Raw genomic sequence first — 15,526 nt, 5'->3', positions numbered from 1 at the left:
TCTGGGGTATTTCACAAAAACCACGTGTTACAGGGTTGTTAATGTATAGAACCTGTATAAATATCGCTTATGATGGCAAAATAATCATTAACCGTTATTATTGGCATTTTCCTTCCTCCCCCGCGCACAAAGAAACCTCGGATGTCGTTGAAAATGCTGAAGCGTGAGTGTTTATTCCATGCGATAATCGACGGCTATTCTGTTACATCTTGATGTCTAAGCACGTTAAAACCCAATGCGTCGGGCGAAAGGATTTTTTATGAAGCTGAAAACTACCGTTATTGCATCCACGTTACTTTCATTAGCTGCATTTTCAGCACAGGCAGCGCAGGAACTCACGCCGGAACAGGCTGAATCATTGCAACCGTTTGAACGAATTTCATTCATCGGCCGTTTTAACGCTATCAATGACGCGGTTGCCGCGGCGTCAAAGCGTGCGGACAAACACGGCGCCGATGCCTTTTATGTGCAGGCCATGAGCGACGTAAATTCCCGGGGAAACTGGAATGTGACGGTCGATCTCTATCATAAAGATGCGCCGAAGGTGAGCAATGAAGTTAAGTTGCGTACGTTTCATGGGGTAAAAGAACTGACAAAAGACGCGGCTTACAGCCTGGAACCGTTTGATACGGTCACCGTTAGCGGCTTATTCCCTACTCAGCCCGTTCTGAACGAGGCCATCGGTAAAGCGGCAAAAGAGAAAAATGCCGACTCTTTCTATATCGTGCGGCAAATTGACGTTAACTCAAGCGGCGGTAATCAGAGAGTCACGGCCTACGTCTACAAAGCCGATGCGCCAAAACGTCAGATACAAAGCACCGATCTCATTCCTGCCGATTCCGACGCCGGCCGCGCCGCTCTGGCCACAGGCGGCGCAGCGGCGGCCAAGGTGGAAATCCCCGGCGTCGCCAACTCCGGCAGCCCGAGCCGTAATGTGGGTAATTTCTTTGAAACGCAGTCATCAAAAGGTGGCCGTTACACCGTAACGTTATCGAATGGGACGAAAATCGAGGAGTTGAATAACGCCACGGCGGCGCAGATGGTTCCCTTTGATTCGATCACCTTCCGTGGAAATTTCACCACTGAACCCGCCGTCTCTGAGGCGGTAGCCAAACGCGCCGGACAAAAAGGCGCCAAGTACTATCACATTACTCAGAAATCGCAGAACAAAGGCTCGAACATGACGATCAGCGCCGATTTGTATAAATAAAAAAACCCGCATTTGCGGGTCATAACCAGACCGGCGACTTCAACCCGCATTATTGCGGGTTTTTTACGCCGGCATTTTCGCTTAGTTGCTGGTATCCAGCTCAGGGAAGCTTTTGACCAGATCATCAATGGCTTTGATCTGCTTCAGGAAAGGCTCCAGCTTATCTAACGGCAGCGCCGAAGGGCCGTCGCATTTGGCGTGAGCCGGATCGGGATGGGCTTCAATAAACAGCCCCGCCAGCCCCACCGCCATGCCCGCCCGGGCCAGTTCGGTCACCTGCCCCCGACGACCGCCGGAAGCGGCGCCAAACGGATCGCGACATTGCAGCGCGTGCGTGACGTCGAAAATCACCGGCGAACCGTTGGATACCTGCTTCATCACGTTAAAGCCCAGCATATCCACAACCAGATTATCGTAGCCAAAGTTGCTGCCGCGATCGCAGAGAATCACCTGATCGTTGCCGCCTTCGATAAATTTATCGACGATATTGCCGATTTGCCCCGGACTGACGAACTGCGGTTTTTTCACATTGATCACCGCGCCGGTTTTCGCCATGGCTTCAACCAAATCAGTTTGGCGAGCCAGAAAAGCCGGTAGCTGAATCACATCGACAACATCGGCAACCGGCTGCGCCTGATGGGATTCGTGCACATCGGTAATTATTTTTACCCCAAACGCCTGTTTTAACTCCTGGAAAATCTTCATCCCTTCTTCCAGACCCGGCCCGCGGTAAGAATGAATAGAGGAACGGTTGGCTTTGTCAAATGAAGCCTTGAACACGTAGGGAATGCCCAACTTCTGCGTCACCGTTACATAATGTTCACAGATGCGCATCGCCATATCGCGTGATTCAAGCACATTCATGCCGCCAAACAATACAAAAGGCAGATCGTTGGCAACAGGGATATCCCCAACCTTGACCACTTTGTTCTTCATGCAGTTACCTTAATGTCGGATAAATTAAATAGGGATTAATGCAAAACGATTTGTTTTTGCTCTATTGAGTGAATCTGGACTTTGATCATTTCACTCACCGGATCTTCCGGGCATTGCTCAACAAAATAGTTAAGATCGGACAGTGCGATATGATCACAGTCCAGTTGGGCATAAATCAGACCACGGTCGCGAATTTCATACGGGTCGTCAGGATCAAACTGCAACACCGCTTCACTGGCTCTCAAGGCCAGCTCCATCTGTTTTTCTTCCATCAGAGCGACTTTCAGCGTATCCAGCATTTTACGAACAATCAGCACATTCTCTGCTTCGTCGAGATCTTCATCCATTAGCTGCGATGACGGGCCGATATTGCCTTTCAGCCACACTTCCAGCACATGTTCACTCAAGGTGTCGCCATTCAGCGGATTGATCAGCCACATTTCTTCGTCCAGCCAGTCGGCCCGCAAAATCAGCTGGGTCGGGAAAATGACCGGCATAAGCGGAAGCTCCAGCTCATGGGCGATATGCAGAAAAATAACCCCAAGAGAGACGGGCATTCCCTGCCGGGACTCCAGCACCTTATCCAGCCACAGCACGTCGGAAAGCCGATAAACGCCGCTGGCCCCGCCGAATCCCCAGGTGTGAAAGAAAAGCTTAATTAATTTCTCCAGCCGCAGATCCTGTTCAAGATCTTCGGAGATAGCCGCACGGGCCTCGTCAACCAACTGTTGCAGATTTTTCCGCACATCCTGAGCGGGGAAGTCACGGCGAATGGCTTGTGAAACTAATACGACGCCTTCACTTAACTGTGAACGGTTGAATTCAAAATCAGCAATAGAACTCATAGTTATTCCATCAGCAACGGTAACCTGGTAAGCGAAATCTGCATAACCAGATAAAAGCATACCAAAGCAAGTATAAACGCCAGCCAGCGCACATTCTGACTGCGTGGGCGTTTCCCGAGGGCAACGGCGCCAAGCAGGATGTAAATAATAACGCCAAACAGTTTTTCCGTCAGCCAGCTTTGCTCCGCAGTAAACGGATAAACACGATTAAGCACCATCAAGCCGATCCCGCTGACTAACAACAAGGTGTCGTTTATATGCGGCAGTATCTTGACCCAACGTTGCCGCAACATGACCGATTGTCGACACAACCAGAAAAAACGTAGAACAAACAAAGCAATGCTGACGCCGACGGTCACCATATGCAGATAGGCGAATCCTAAAAACAGTGCCACTCGCGTTTCCTTCTGAATAATGATTGATTTATCGCCCCGACCATTGCCCCAGCGAGACGCGGTCGTTGCCGCCATAATCCTGACAGGTTTCTATCCGTTGAAATCCCCGCGCCTGCAACAGTTGACGCACCGCCGCCCCTTGCCGCCAGCCGTGCTCCAGTAATAGCCAACCCTGCGGCTGTATATGGCCGACGGCGTTTTCAATAATAAACCGCAGGTCGGCTAACCCGTTTTCCGCAGCGACCAGCGCACTGTCAGGCTCAAACCGTACATCCCCCCGGGACAAGTGCGCATCATCGGCATCAATATAAGGCGGATTGCTGACGATCAGCGCAAAGCGTTCCGGCGACAGCGCTGAAAACCAGTCGCTGACCAGAAAACCGGCATTGGCAATGCCAAGCCGGCTGGCATTTCGACTGGCCAGCGCAACGGCTTCCGGCTGGACATCCACGCCGATTACCTGACAATCCGGGCGCTCACTGGCGATCGCCAGCGCAATCGCGCCTGTACCGGTGCCTAAATCCAATATGGAAGACGGCGCGGGCGGCAGGCGTTGCAACGCCTGTTCAACCAGACACTCGGTATCAGGACGCGGGATCAGCGTAGCGGGCGATACCGCAAGAGACAGAGACCAAAACTCCCGCTCTCCGGTCAGATAGGCTATGGGCTCGCCATTGATCCGCCGCGTAAGTAAGGCGTCCAGCCGCTGCTGTTGCGTATCGGTCAGCACGGTCTCGCCGAACGCCAGCAAAAACGTCCGCCCTTTGCCGGTGACGAAGCTCAGCAAGACTTCCGCATCCCGTTTCGGGCTTTCCCCCGCCGACAGACGTTCGGCGGCGAGCAGCAACCAGGTTTGATAGTTCATTACTCTTGCTCGGACAGTGCGGCAAGCTGGTCGGCCTGATATTCCTGCACCACCGGTTGGATCAGCATATCCAGTTTGCCTTCCATCGCCTCGTCCAGACGGTAAAGCGTCAGATTGATACGGTGATCGGTCACCCTTCCCTGTGGAAAATTGTAAGTTCGGATACGATCCGAACGATCGCCGCTGCCGAGCAGATTACGCCGGGTAGAGGCCTCTTCCTGCTGGCGCTTTTGCATTTCCGCCGCACGAATACGCGCGCCCAGCACGGAGAGCGCTTTGGCTTTGTTCTTGTGCTGGGAACGTTCATCCTGGCATTCCACAACAATGCCTGTCGGCAAGTGGGTAATGCGGATGGCGGAATCGGTGGTGTTAACGTGCTGACCGCCGGCGCCGGAAGAACGGAACGTATCGATACGCAAGTCGGCCGGGCTGATTTCCGGCAGCTCGGCTTCGTGGATTTCCGGCATCACCGCCACGGTACAGGCTGAGGTATGAATTCGCCCCTGCGACTCGGTAGCCGGAACGCGCTGCACGCGATGGCCGCCGGACTCAAATTTGAGCTGTCCGTAAACGCCGTCGCCGGATACTTTGGCGATGATTTCTTTATAGCCGCCGTGTTCGCCGTCGCTGGCGCTCATGACTTCAATCCGCCAGCGGCGGGTTTCGGCATAACGGCTGTACATGCGGAACAGATCGCCGGCGAAAATCGCGGCTTCATCCCCACCCGTTCCCGCGCGCACTTCCAGAAAACAACCGCGCTCATCATCGGGATCTTTCGGTAGCAGCAGAACCTGAAGCTGCCGTTCCAGTTCTTCGCTTTCGGCTTTGGCCTGCTTTAATTCTTCCTGCGCCATTTCGCGCATTTCCACATCGTCAAGCATGGTTTCAGCGGTTTGTATATCTTCCTGTACCTGCCGCCATTGCTGGAAACAGCGGGTAATGTCAGTAAGCTGGGCGTATTCGCGAGACAAGGCGCGAAAACGATCCATATCGGCGATCGCGCCAGACTCGCCGAGCAACGCCTGAACTTCCTCATGGCGTTCTTGTAACGCTTCCAGTTTAGCAACAATAGAAGGCTTCATGCGGGCTGTTAAATCCTGTTAAGAAAAATGAATGCTAGTCCAGCCCAAGGCTGTCACGTAAAATTTGTAAACGGTCCAGATCGCCGTCGCGGGCGGCCTGTTGAAGAGATTTGGTGGGAGCGTGGATTAAACGATTGGTTAAGCGGTGCGTCAATTCCTGGATCACCGCTTCAACATCATTCCCCTGCTGAATGGCCGCCAGCGCCTTGGCCGTCATTTCCGCCCGCAGTTCATCGGCCTGAGCACGGTAATCACGGATGGTTTCGACCGCAGACTGCGCCCGCAGCCAGGCCATAAAGTCAGCGCTTTCCTGCTGAACGATCGACTCCGCCTGAATGGCGGCGGCTTTTCGTTGAGCAAGATTGTGCTGAATGATGGCATGTAAATCATCTACGCTGTAGAGATAAACGTTAGGCAATTTACCCACTTCCGGTTCAATATCGCGCGGGACGGCGATATCTATCATCAACATTGGCTGATTGCGTCTTGCCTTCAGCGTCCTTTCCATCATTCCTTTCCCGATAATCGGCAACGTGCTGGCCGTGGAGCTAATCACAATATCGGCATGAGCAAGCTGCTCATCCAGTTCGGCAAGCGTAATGACTTCCGCCCCCACTTCAGCCGCCAGGGACAGCGCGCGTTCGCGGGTGCGGTTGGCTATCACCATACGGTTGACCTGATGCTCCCGCAAATGGCGGGCAACCAGTTCGATGGTTTCCCCCGCGCCGACCAACAGCACGTTAACATCGGCAAGAGACTCAAAAATCTGACGCGCCAGCGTACAGGCCGCAAACGCCACGGAAACCGCGCTGGCGCCGATATCCGTTTCGGTACGCACCCGCTTCGCGACGGTAAATGATTTCTGGAACAGCCGCTCCAGTTCGCCGGAAAGGGAGTGTCCGCGCTGTGATTCCGCAAAGGCTTTTTTCACTTGACCCAGAATCTGCGGCTCACCCAACACCAGTGAATCCAGACCGCTGGCTACCCGCATCAAATGGCTGACCGCCGCGTTGTCCTGATGCCAGTACAGGCTGGTGCTGACGTCATCGGGATGCAAGTGGTGGTATTCGCACAGCCAGTCGATCAGTTGCTCACGCTGGTTCCCTTGCTCTTCCACGCTGAGATAGAGTTCGGTTCGGTTACAGGTAGACAGCACTACGCCGCCCTGAACAAGCGGTTGCTGTAACAGGCTATTCAGCGCCTGCCCCAGTTTTTCAGGCGAGAAAACAACACGTTCCCGCAAAGAAACCGGCGCAGTTTTATGATTAATACCAAGCGCAAGCAGGGTCATTGAACAATTCTTGAGTAATACCGATGTTAGTATGGGTTTGGTCCGTATGGCATTCTACTTGATGCGGAGAAGCAAGAAAAGCGACAGCGCGCGGTTGCGCGCCATAGGACGTATATACTCTGTGATATAAGCGACAAACATTGACGCTGACCGACAAGCCCGTTAGCGTGACCATTCGTGATACTAAACCTGATTGATAGGATCTGAGCGACATGCCACTAAATACCGCCCGTTGCCTGCGGCTCCTGCCGTTAACCAGCCTTCTGCTGGCTGCCTGTAGCCTTCATCAACCCTCGTTACCGGGGAAAAGTCCGACATCGCCCGAGTGGCAACAGCACCAGCAAAGAGTGCAACAATTGAGCGAATATCAGACGCGCGGCTCCTTCGCCTATATCTCCGATAGCAAAAAACTATATGCCCGTTTTTTCTGGCATGAGTCCTCGGCCGAACGCTATCGTCTGCTGCTGACCAATCCGTTGGGCAGCACTGAACTGGAGTTAAGAGCACAGCCGGGCAGCGTGCAGATTAGCGACAATCAGGGCAAGCGCTATGTCGGCAAAGATGCCGAAGATATGGTGCAACAGCTGACAGGCATGGCGATCCCGCTGAATAACCTGCGTCAGTGGATCCTCGGTTTGCCCGGCGACGCCAGCGACTTCACGCTCGACAGCCAGTATTTGCTCAAGACCGCGACCTACCGTCAGGGGGATCAGAGCTGGACCGTCAATTATCAAAGTTATAGTCATAAAGTAACGCCGCCGATGCCGGAGAGTCTGGAACTCACTCAGGGTGAGCAGCGCATTAAACTGAAAATGGATAACTGGACGGTTAACTAACCCATGCGGCCCAATTTAATTGAGAATTGGCCCGCGCCGGCCAAGCTGAATTTGTTTCTTTATATTACCGGACGTCGGGCGGACGGCTATCACCTGCTGCAAACCTTATTTCAGTTTTTGGACTATGGCGATACGCTGACCATCATTCCGCGTCAGGATGATGATATCCGTCTGCTCACCCCGCTAGACGGCATAGATGACCAACAGAATCTGATTGTTCGTGCGGCGCGATTGCTCCAGCGGCATTGCCGAAGTCAGGATATCCATCCCGATTTCTTCGGTGCGGACATCGGCATTGATAAACGTCTGCCGATGGGCGGCGGTCTGGGGGGCGGCTCATCCAATGCGGCCACGGTGCTGGTGGCGCTCAACCACCTATGGCGATGCGGCCTGAGCGCCGACGCATTGGCCGCGCTGGGCCTGCAACTCGGCGCCGATGTTCCGGTGTTTGTTCATGGGCACGCGGCGTTTGCGCAGGGCATCGGCGAAAAGCTGACGCCCGCCAATCCGCCGGAGAAATGGTATCTGGTCGCCCACCCCGGCATCAGTATTTCCACCCCGCTGATTTTCGGCGATCCGCAGCTAAAACGAAATTCTCCGGCCCGATCGTTAGAATCGTTATTAAAACAGACCTTCGTCAATGATTGTGAAGCTATCGCAAGAAAACGTTTTCGCGAGGTTGAACAGCTACTTTCATGGCTGCTAGAATACGCCCCGGCGCGCCTGACCGGAACGGGTGCTTGTGTGTTTGCTGAGTTTGACACCGAGCACGAAGCCCGTCAGGTGCTTGACCAGGCCCCGGAATGGTTAAATGGTTTTGTGGCGCGAGGCGTTAATGTCTCTCCGCTGCAACGTACGATTTCCGGGCAATGTTAGGTTTTGATGATAACCCGCCCGCGGTTGGGTAGTGTCTAATCAAACTTAATTCATACACCCGTATGCATATTGTACCTGTTGTTGTTCCCCGCTCCCGGATAGTATAGCGGGTACAATATTTCTCTGGACGCAAGCCTGAGGTTCTTCTCGTGCCTGATATGAAGCTTTTTGCTGGTAACGCCATCCCGGAACTAGCACAACGTATTGCCAACCGTTTGTACACTAGCCTAGGCGACGCCGCTGTCGGTCGTTTTAGCGATGGCGAAGTCAGCGTGCAAATCAATGAAAATGTACGCGGTGGTGATATTTTCATCATCCAGTCCACCTGTGCGCCTACCAACGATAACCTGATGGAACTGGTTGTTATGGTTGATGCTCTGCGTCGCGCTTCCGCGGGACGTATCACCGCCGTTATTCCTTACTTTGGCTATGCTCGCCAGGATCGCCGGGTGCGTTCCGCCCGTGTGCCAATCACCGCTAAAGTGGTGGCCGATTTTCTTTCCAGCGTCGGCGTTGACCGCGTATTAACGGTAGACCTGCACGCAGAACAGATTCAGGGCTTCTTTGACGTTCCAGTCGATAACGTTTTCGGTAGCCCGATTCTGCTGGAAGACATGCTGCAACAAGATCTGGAGAATCCGATTGTGGTTTCCCCCGATATTGGCGGCGTAGTTCGCGCCCGCGCCATTGCCAAGCTGCTGAATGACACCGATATGGCGATTATCGATAAACGCCGCCCACGCGCCAACGTGTCTCAGGTGATGCATATCATCGGCGACGTTGCCGGCCGTGACTGCGTTTTGGTTGACGATATGATCGATACCGGCGGTACGCTGTGTAAAGCCGCCGAGGCATTGAAAGAACGAGGCGCCAAACGCGTGTTTGCCTACGCTACGCATCCGATCTTCTCAGGTAATGCGTACGACAACATTAAAAACTCAGTTATTGATGAAGTAATTGTCTGCGATACCATCCCGCTAACAGACAAAATCAAATCGCTACCCAATGTCCGCACCCTGACCCTCTCAGGTATGCTGGCTGAAGCGATTCGCCGTATCAGCAACGAAGAATCTATTTCCGCCATGTTTGAGCATTAATCGTTTTTAACCGGATACCCGGTTACTGACGATTAATGGATTTACCGCTAAGAAATGAACCGCACCCCGAAAGTTGGACGTTCAGGCCAATAAGTAAGGGTGCATTTTTTATCAGCAATATAAAAAAGAAAGCCGCCATAGCTACACGCCACGGCGGAATTTGAATTCGGGTTCAGCTTTTCTTGATCTATGAATGATGCTCGCGGCGGCAGCGTTTATCGAAATGTTTTACCCACCAGTAACGATCGGCCACTTTTTCACGACCGCTAATACGCGCGCCAACCAGCCAGGAAATAGCCCCGGCGAAAATAGCGACCAAATCAACATAGGTCATATATTGCGGTAAGTTCAATTCAGGGAATTGACTGATGATGGAATAACCAATTCCGCCAATCATCAGAACCATCCCGATACCCATCAGCACATTGCCTAATGTGGTTGCACTTTTACGTTTCATCTGTCACCTCCTGATAAATTCGGTGGATGAATGAGGATGCCACTGCGATCCTTTTCGTGTTGATGTAATTATAGACAATGACTGGTCGGATGATTGCGTGAGCGATCACAGATAATGGTGTGAAAAGAGAGATTTCTTTACGTTTAAACAAATAAATAGACGAAACATTTAATAATAACTAACCGGTATTAATTATTATTCGTACCGTCCGTCAGGTTGATATTTGGCGATTGCCCTGCCCTGTGTGTAAACTAGCGCACTTTACTGCTTATTTAAATCACGCCGCGTTATTTCTACACAACGCTCAATCTGGAACACTATCGTGAGTAGCATCAAGTTAATTGTTGGTCTGGCCAATCCTGGCGCCGAATATGCCGCTACCCGCCACAACGCGGGCGCCTGGTACGTTGATCGTCTGGCTGAAACTCACCGTCAGCCGCTGAAAGAAGAAAGCAAATTTTATGGTTATACCTCACGCCTGAATCTGGCCGGGCATGATATCCGGTTATTGGTTCCCACCACGTTTATGAACCTGAGCGGCAAGGCCGTCGCCGCTATGGCGACGTTTTATCGTATTCAACCAGATGAAATTCTGGTGGCGCACGATGAACTGGATTTACTGCCCGGTATCGCCAAACTTAAACTTGGCGGCGGACATGGCGGCCACAATGGCTTGAAAGACATTATCAGTAAGTTGGGAAATAACCCTAACTTCCATCGCTTACGCATTGGCATCGGCCATCCGGGTGATAAAAGCAAAGTGACCGGTTTTGTTCTGGGCAAACCGCCTGCCAGCGAGCAAACGCTGATCGATGACGCGATTGATGAAGCGGTTCGTTGCACCGAGATTCTGCTGAAAGAAGATATGGTCAAAGCCATGAACCGCTTACACGCGTTTAAAGCGGCATAATTCATTGTCGACGGTTCGAGATAAATCGTCATTCCGTGTATAATCGGCCGGAATATTTTCATTCTGACAGGCATGCGATACTAATTGTCTGATTAATAAGTAATTTAAGGTGATATAAACATGGGATTCAAATGCGGTATCGTTGGGCTGCCTAACGTCGGTAAATCCACTCTGTTCAATGCATTGACCAAAGCCGGTATCGAAGCGGCCAACTTTCCGTTTTGTACCATTGAACCGAATACCGGCGTGGTGCCGATGCCGGATCCGCGTCTGGATAAACTGGCCGAGATCGTCAAGCCGCAGCGTATCCTCCCCACCACGATGGAGTTTGTTGACATCGCCGGTCTGGTAAAAGGCGCCTCCAAGGGTGAAGGCCTGGGTAATCAGTTCCTGACCAACATCCGTGAAACGGAAGCCATCGGTCACGTGGTGCGCTGCTTTGAAAACGACAACATTATTCACGTTTCGGGCAAAGTTAACCCGGCTGATGATATTGATGTTATCAACACCGAACTGGCGCTGTCCGATCTGGACACCTGTGAGCGCGCTATCCATCGCGTACAGAAAAAAGCCAAAGGCGGCGACAAAGACGCCAAAGCCGAACTGGCCGCGTTAGAGAAATGCCTGCCGCAGCTTGAGAATGCGGGTATGTTGCGTTCATTGGATCTTAGCCCGGAAGAAAAAGCCGCCATCCGCTACCTGAGCTTCCTGACGCTAAAACCGACCATGTACATTGCCAACGTTAACGAAGACGGCTTTGAAAATAACCCGTATCTCGATCAGGTTCGGGCGATTGCCGCGGCGGAAGGTTCTGTCGTCGTTCCGGTTTGCGCCGCGGTTGAATCCGATATCGCCGAACTGGATGATGAAGAGCGTGAAGAGTTTATGGCCGAGCTGGGCCTGACCGAACCCGGTCTGAACCGCGTGATCCGCGCTGGTTATGAATTGCTGAATCTGCAAACCTATTTCACCGCGGGCGTTAAAGAAGTCCGTGCCTGGACCATCCCTGTCGGCGCAACCGCCCCACAGGCCGCAGGTAAGATCCACACCGACTTTGAAAAAGGCTTTATTCGCGCACAAACCATCGCCTATGAAGACTTCATCACCTATAAAGGCGAACAAGGTGCCAAAGAAGCCGGAAAAATGCGCTCAGAAGGCAAAGAGTACATCGTGAAAGATGGCGACGTGATGAATTTCTTGTTTAACGTCTAACATCAAAATACCGGTGACAAGCGCGATCTTGTCACCGAAATCGCTCCTTGCAGAAAAACGCCTGATAGCTACCTAATGCCGCCTGCGACGATCGCGCCGGCAATGCCGCTCCCTCCCTTTCCAGACCCATACGGTGCGCGTTCGCCGTTACATGTTCTATGCTGGTTCATAAGGACAACCATATCAACGTCATGCCTCAACAAAACAATCTTTAATAACCAATAGGTTATCTTCAAAGGTATGACACTGGCACAACTATTGCTATTTATCCGTAAACATTAATCCGCCAGGAGTTCATACCATGCCAACCAAGGCAACCGGTGATTTTGCCAAAAAACGCCGCGCTTCACTTACCGCGGCGATATTTCTGATGGCCACCTCGGCGATCGGCCCCGGTTTTATTACCCAGACCGCTACCTTTACCGCCACAATGGGCGCCGCTTTCGCATTCGGTATTCTGGCCTCGATATTGATCGACTTTGTCGTTCAGTTAAACGTCTGGCGCATTGTGACATTGACCGGTATGCGCGCCTCGGATATCGCCAATGCGACGCTGCCCGGCAGTGGCTATTTGCTGGCGGTGCTGGTGATTTTCGGCGGGCTGGTGTTCAACATCGGCAATATTGCCGGCGCCGGCCTCGGGCTGAATGCCATGCTCGGGCTGCCGCCCAAATGGGGAGGCGCACTGAGCGCCGTCATCGCTATCGGGATTTTTCTGTCGCGCCGCGCCGGGGTCGCCGTTGACCGCATCATGATCGTGCTCGGGCTGTTGATGATCGCCCTGACGCTGTTCGTCGCCTATGCTTCCAATCCGCCGTTGGGCGAAGCGCTTCGCCAGACCGTCTGGCCGGATCACATCAACTTCGCCACCATTACGACTATTGTCGGCGGCACCGTCGGCGGCTATATCACCTATGCCGGCGCTCACCGTCTGCTGGATAAAGGCACGACCGGGGCGGAGCACATCAACGAGGTTTCCAAAGCCGCGCTGCACGGGATTATGGTGACTGGCGTCATGCGTTATGTGTTGTTCCTGGCGATTCTTGGGGTAGTCAGCAGCGGCGTGATTATCGATACCTCAGGTCAGGGCGCTAATCCGGCGGCACAAGCCTTTCAGGCCGCCGCCGGTGAGTTCGGGCTACGTGTTTTCGGGCTGATCCTGTGGGCTGCCGGTATTACCAGCGTGATCGGCGCCGCCTATACCTCCATCTCCTTTATCACAGTGTTCAAACCGCAGATAACCGAACGCGGACGCAATCAGGCCACGGTGATCTTTATTGCGCTATCCCTGCTGATCTACCTGCTGCTGGGTACGCCGCCGGCGGCGCTGCTGGTTTTCGCCGGGGGATTCAACGGGCTAATCCTCCCCATCGGCCTGACGCTGTTTATTTACGTCGGCTGGCGGCGCAGCGATTTGATGAAAGGCTATTTCTATCCGCGCTGGCTGTTGCTGTTGGGGGCCGTCACCTGTCTGCTGACCTGGTATATGGCGATCAAATCCATTGGCCCGATTTTCGCTTTCCTCAGCGTGGATTGAGGCAAAGACGCCTCATGGCAACGCTCGACAATAGCGATTGGGGTAGTTTCGGTCAGTGGAAAGTGGCGCATCAGGCACATTTCGGCCTACGCTTTCGTCCCTTTACGACTCAGGAGGTGTTATGAACGCACTCGAACAGGCAAAACGTCAGGCTGTCGATGCCGCCCGCGCGGCGCGCGACCGTTATCGCGGCGGGTTGATTGCCCCCACGGCCGGGGTCGCCCCCGGCATGACGCAGGCCAATATGATCGCGCTGCCGCGCGAGTGGGCCTACGATTTTCTGCTTTACGCTCAGCGCAATCCACGGGCCTGCCCGATTCTGGACGTCAGCGATCCCGGCAGCCACACCACGGTGTTGGCCGAAGGCGCGGATCTGCGTCGCGACTTTCCGCTCTATCGCCTGTGGCGCGACGGCAAGTTGGTGGAGGAATTGAGTGACGTGAGCACCCTGTGGGCCGAATATCCGGATCTGGTGACGTTTCTTATCGGCTGTAGCTTTACCTTCGAGACGGCGCTACAGGAAGCGGGAATAGAGGTGCGCCATATTACCGATGGCAGCAATGTTCCGATGTACCGCACCAACCGTCAGTGTCGGCCGGCAGGCCGCCTGCACGGCGAGATGGTGGTGTCCATGCGCCCCATCCCCGCCGATCGCATCGCGGAGACCGCGACCATATCGGGTCGATTCCCGGCGGTACATGGCGCCCCGGTACATATTGGCGAACCGGCGCAGTTGGGCATTGCCGATCTGGCGCGCCCCGACTTCGGCGATGCCGTGCGCATCGAACCCGGCGAACTTCCGGTGTTCTGGGCCTGTGGCGTTACCCCTCAGGCAGCGGTGATGGCGTCCGGCGTGCCTTTTGCCATCACCCATGCGCCCGGGCATATGTTTATCACCGATGTGCCTGACAGCACCTGGCATGTTTAGAAACGCTTTATACGTAGACGTTGACCTGATTCGTCGCCGTCGGGCGATTAATGCCATCAGCCACCGGCGATATGACATCGGCGTCGCTGTCATAGCCGGTCGGCTGACCGCGCCGAGACTGTAGACTGGAAAGCTGTTGCTGTAGCGTTTCAATTTGCGCTTCCAGCATTTTAGCTTTCAACTGTGAGGCCTCATTATCCTCTGTCGTACCGGAAGAGGCCTCCTGATTAGCCTGACCGCCTAACTGCTGCACGCGGGCAATCCTTTGTACGTACTCGTGGTTGTTTATAGGGTTATATGGCACTGAAGAAAATGTGCTGATATTGATCATTGTTCTTCCCTCCATTCATACGCCTGATTCATAACTTACTTTGAGTATAGAACAGTCGAAGACAAGGGATATTTAAGGTTTTGTCTGAAAAAACGTCGTACCGCAGGGTAATGGATAAGCCGCACCATAAAGCAGAATACCGATCGCCGGCGTGACCATAATCTACTTTTTCTTCCCCCAGTCACGCAGCCGGCCCGTTGCATTTTTATAGGGTGAAGCGGTGTTAAACTGGATCATCCTGCCGCGCGTCCATTTGCCATACCAGGGTTGACCATAGAGTTGCTCATCAGAATGCGCTTCAATTAGCGCTAGCAGTTCCGTCTTGTTTTTTACCAGAAGATCGAGCAAGGTAGACCAGTCTTCGATATGAGCATAGTCACGGTAAAATTTCTGTGCCAACAGTCCGAGTTGATTCCACTTGAAGCCGGTTTCCGGGAAGTCGACGGGCAGTCCCTGCCGCTCGTTTTGATGCCATTTCAGTACCAGTTCGCCCCATCCCAACAGGTAAGCCACCAGATTAGCCGCGCTCATATGGGTTCCTTTCGCATGTCCTGTCATCTCAGGCGCAAATGCGCGTTCAGGCGGTAGCGCATTGAGGCGCTTCATCAACGACGCGAAATTACTGTTAATAGCCTTAATCAGTTCATCCTTGCTGCCAGGTACTGACATATTGCCTCTCTGAAATAAACAAATGAGAGAAAATATTACTTTTCGTATT

Annotated in this window: 17 protein-coding genes; 8 read left to right on the top strand and 9 right to left on the bottom strand. The window is 53.2% G+C overall.

Annotation, left to right across the window (positions count from 1 at the left end; genetic code table 11):
• Positions 1–259 precede the first annotated feature (259 nt).
• Complete coding sequence (gene ydgH / locus HOY33_RS00305) at positions 260–1,210, top strand: DUF1471 family protein YdgH (protein ID WP_172287586.1); 951 nt, start codon at positions 260–262, stop codon at positions 1,208–1,210.
• An 81-nt stretch (positions 1,211–1,291) separates the two neighbouring features.
• Here the strand turns inward: ydgH and kdsA are convergent, their stop codons facing one another.
• The 6 genes from kdsA to hemA are packed head-to-tail and all read right to left on the bottom strand — an operon-like array spanning position 1,292 to position 6,624.
• Entirely contained in the window at positions 1,292–2,146 is an 855-nt protein-coding gene (gene kdsA / locus HOY33_RS00300; RefSeq protein ID WP_172287585.1) for a 3-deoxy-8-phosphooctulonate synthase, read from the bottom strand.
• Between the two features lie 35 nt (positions 2,147–2,181).
• Positions 2,182–2,991, bottom strand: coding sequence for an invasion regulator SirB1 (sirB1, locus tag HOY33_RS00295; RefSeq protein WP_172287583.1), 810 nt, complete (start codon positions 2,989–2,991; stop codon positions 2,182–2,184).
• 2 nt (positions 2,992–2,993) lie between these two features.
• Complete coding sequence (locus tag HOY33_RS00290) at positions 2,994–3,386, bottom strand: SirB2 family protein (protein WP_330526846.1); 393 nt, start codon at positions 3,384–3,386, stop codon at positions 2,994–2,996.
• 28 nt (positions 3,387–3,414) lie between these two features.
• The gene (gene prmC / locus HOY33_RS00285) at positions 3,415–4,251 is read right to left on the bottom strand and encodes a peptide chain release factor N(5)-glutamine methyltransferase (protein WP_172287581.1); all 837 of its coding nucleotides are present in this window, start codon (positions 4,249–4,251) and stop codon (positions 3,415–3,417) included.
• Entirely contained in the window at positions 4,251–5,333 is a 1,083-nt protein-coding gene (prfA, locus tag HOY33_RS00280) for a peptide chain release factor 1 (protein WP_172287580.1), read from the bottom strand. Before prfA ends, prmC begins: the two co-directional genes overlap by 1 nt.
• 34 nt (positions 5,334–5,367) lie before the next feature.
• Positions 5,368–6,624: a glutamyl-tRNA reductase gene (gene hemA / locus HOY33_RS00275; RefSeq protein WP_172287578.1), complete on the bottom strand. Its 1,257-nt coding sequence runs from the start codon at positions 6,622–6,624 to the stop codon at positions 5,368–5,370.
• A gap of 212 nt (positions 6,625–6,836) precedes the next feature.
• On the opposite strand from hemA, the gene lolB reads away from it, so the two are divergent.
• The 3 genes from lolB to prs all read left to right on the top strand — a co-directional run bounded on the left by lolB (position 6,837) and on the right by prs (position 9,433).
• Positions 6,837–7,460, top strand: a complete 624-nt coding sequence (lolB, locus tag HOY33_RS00270) for a lipoprotein insertase outer membrane protein LolB (RefSeq protein ID WP_172287576.1) — start codon at positions 6,837–6,839, stop codon at positions 7,458–7,460.
• Positions 7,461–7,463: 3 nt separating this feature from the next.
• On the top strand, positions 7,464–8,336 hold the full coding sequence (ispE, locus tag HOY33_RS00265) for a 4-(cytidine 5'-diphospho)-2-C-methyl-D-erythritol kinase (RefSeq protein ID WP_172287574.1): 873 nt from the start codon (positions 7,464–7,466) through the stop codon (positions 8,334–8,336).
• 149 nt (positions 8,337–8,485) lie between these two features.
• Complete coding sequence (prs, locus tag HOY33_RS00260) at positions 8,486–9,433, top strand: ribose-phosphate diphosphokinase (RefSeq protein WP_009112736.1); 948 nt, start codon at positions 8,486–8,488, stop codon at positions 9,431–9,433.
• Positions 9,434–9,620: 187 nt separating this feature from the next.
• Here the strand turns inward: prs and ychH are convergent, their stop codons facing one another.
• On the bottom strand, positions 9,621–9,890 hold the full coding sequence (gene ychH / locus HOY33_RS00255; RefSeq protein ID WP_172287573.1) for a stress-induced protein YchH: 270 nt from the start codon (positions 9,888–9,890) through the stop codon (positions 9,621–9,623).
• 322 nt (positions 9,891–10,212) lie between these two features.
• On the opposite strand from ychH, the gene pth reads away from it, so the two are divergent.
• The 4 genes from pth (at position 10,213) to HOY33_RS00235 (ending at position 14,477) form a co-directional block, all read left to right on the top strand.
• Positions 10,213–10,800 (top strand): aminoacyl-tRNA hydrolase, encoded by a 588-nt coding sequence (gene pth, locus HOY33_RS00250; protein ID WP_172287571.1) that lies wholly within the window; start codon positions 10,213–10,215, stop codon positions 10,798–10,800.
• A 120-nt stretch (positions 10,801–10,920) separates the two neighbouring features.
• The gene (gene ychF / locus HOY33_RS00245; RefSeq protein ID WP_172287569.1) at positions 10,921–12,012 is read left to right on the top strand and encodes a redox-regulated ATPase YchF; all 1,092 of its coding nucleotides are present in this window, start codon (positions 10,921–10,923) and stop codon (positions 12,010–12,012) included.
• Between the two features lie 301 nt (positions 12,013–12,313).
• Positions 12,314–13,549: an NRAMP family divalent metal transporter gene (locus HOY33_RS00240; protein WP_172287568.1), complete on the top strand. Its 1,236-nt coding sequence runs from the start codon at positions 12,314–12,316 to the stop codon at positions 13,547–13,549.
• 121 nt (positions 13,550–13,670) lie between these two features.
• Positions 13,671–14,477, top strand: a complete 807-nt coding sequence (locus tag HOY33_RS00235) for a putative hydro-lyase (RefSeq protein WP_172287566.1) — start codon at positions 13,671–13,673, stop codon at positions 14,475–14,477.
• Between the two features lie 7 nt (positions 14,478–14,484).
• Here HOY33_RS00235 and HOY33_RS00230 read toward each other — a convergent pair whose 3' ends face one another.
• Both HOY33_RS00230 and HOY33_RS00225 read right to left on the bottom strand, forming a co-directional pair.
• Positions 14,485–14,730 (bottom strand): hypothetical protein, encoded by a 246-nt coding sequence (locus tag HOY33_RS00230; protein WP_172287564.1) that lies wholly within the window; start codon positions 14,728–14,730, stop codon positions 14,485–14,487.
• Positions 14,731–14,970: 240 nt separating this feature from the next.
• On the bottom strand, positions 14,971–15,477 hold the full coding sequence (locus HOY33_RS00225) for a ClbS/DfsB family four-helix bundle protein (protein ID WP_172287562.1): 507 nt from the start codon (positions 15,475–15,477) through the stop codon (positions 14,971–14,973).
• Positions 15,478–15,526: the final 49 nt, after the last annotated feature.

It is taken from the genome of Brenneria sp. hezel4-2-4 (assembly GCF_013155275.1).
Classification (GTDB): Bacteria; Pseudomonadota; Gammaproteobacteria; order Enterobacterales; family Enterobacteriaceae; genus Brenneria.
Note: the sequence above shows the minus strand (reverse complement) of the source record. Positions and strands in the feature narration are given on the sequence as shown.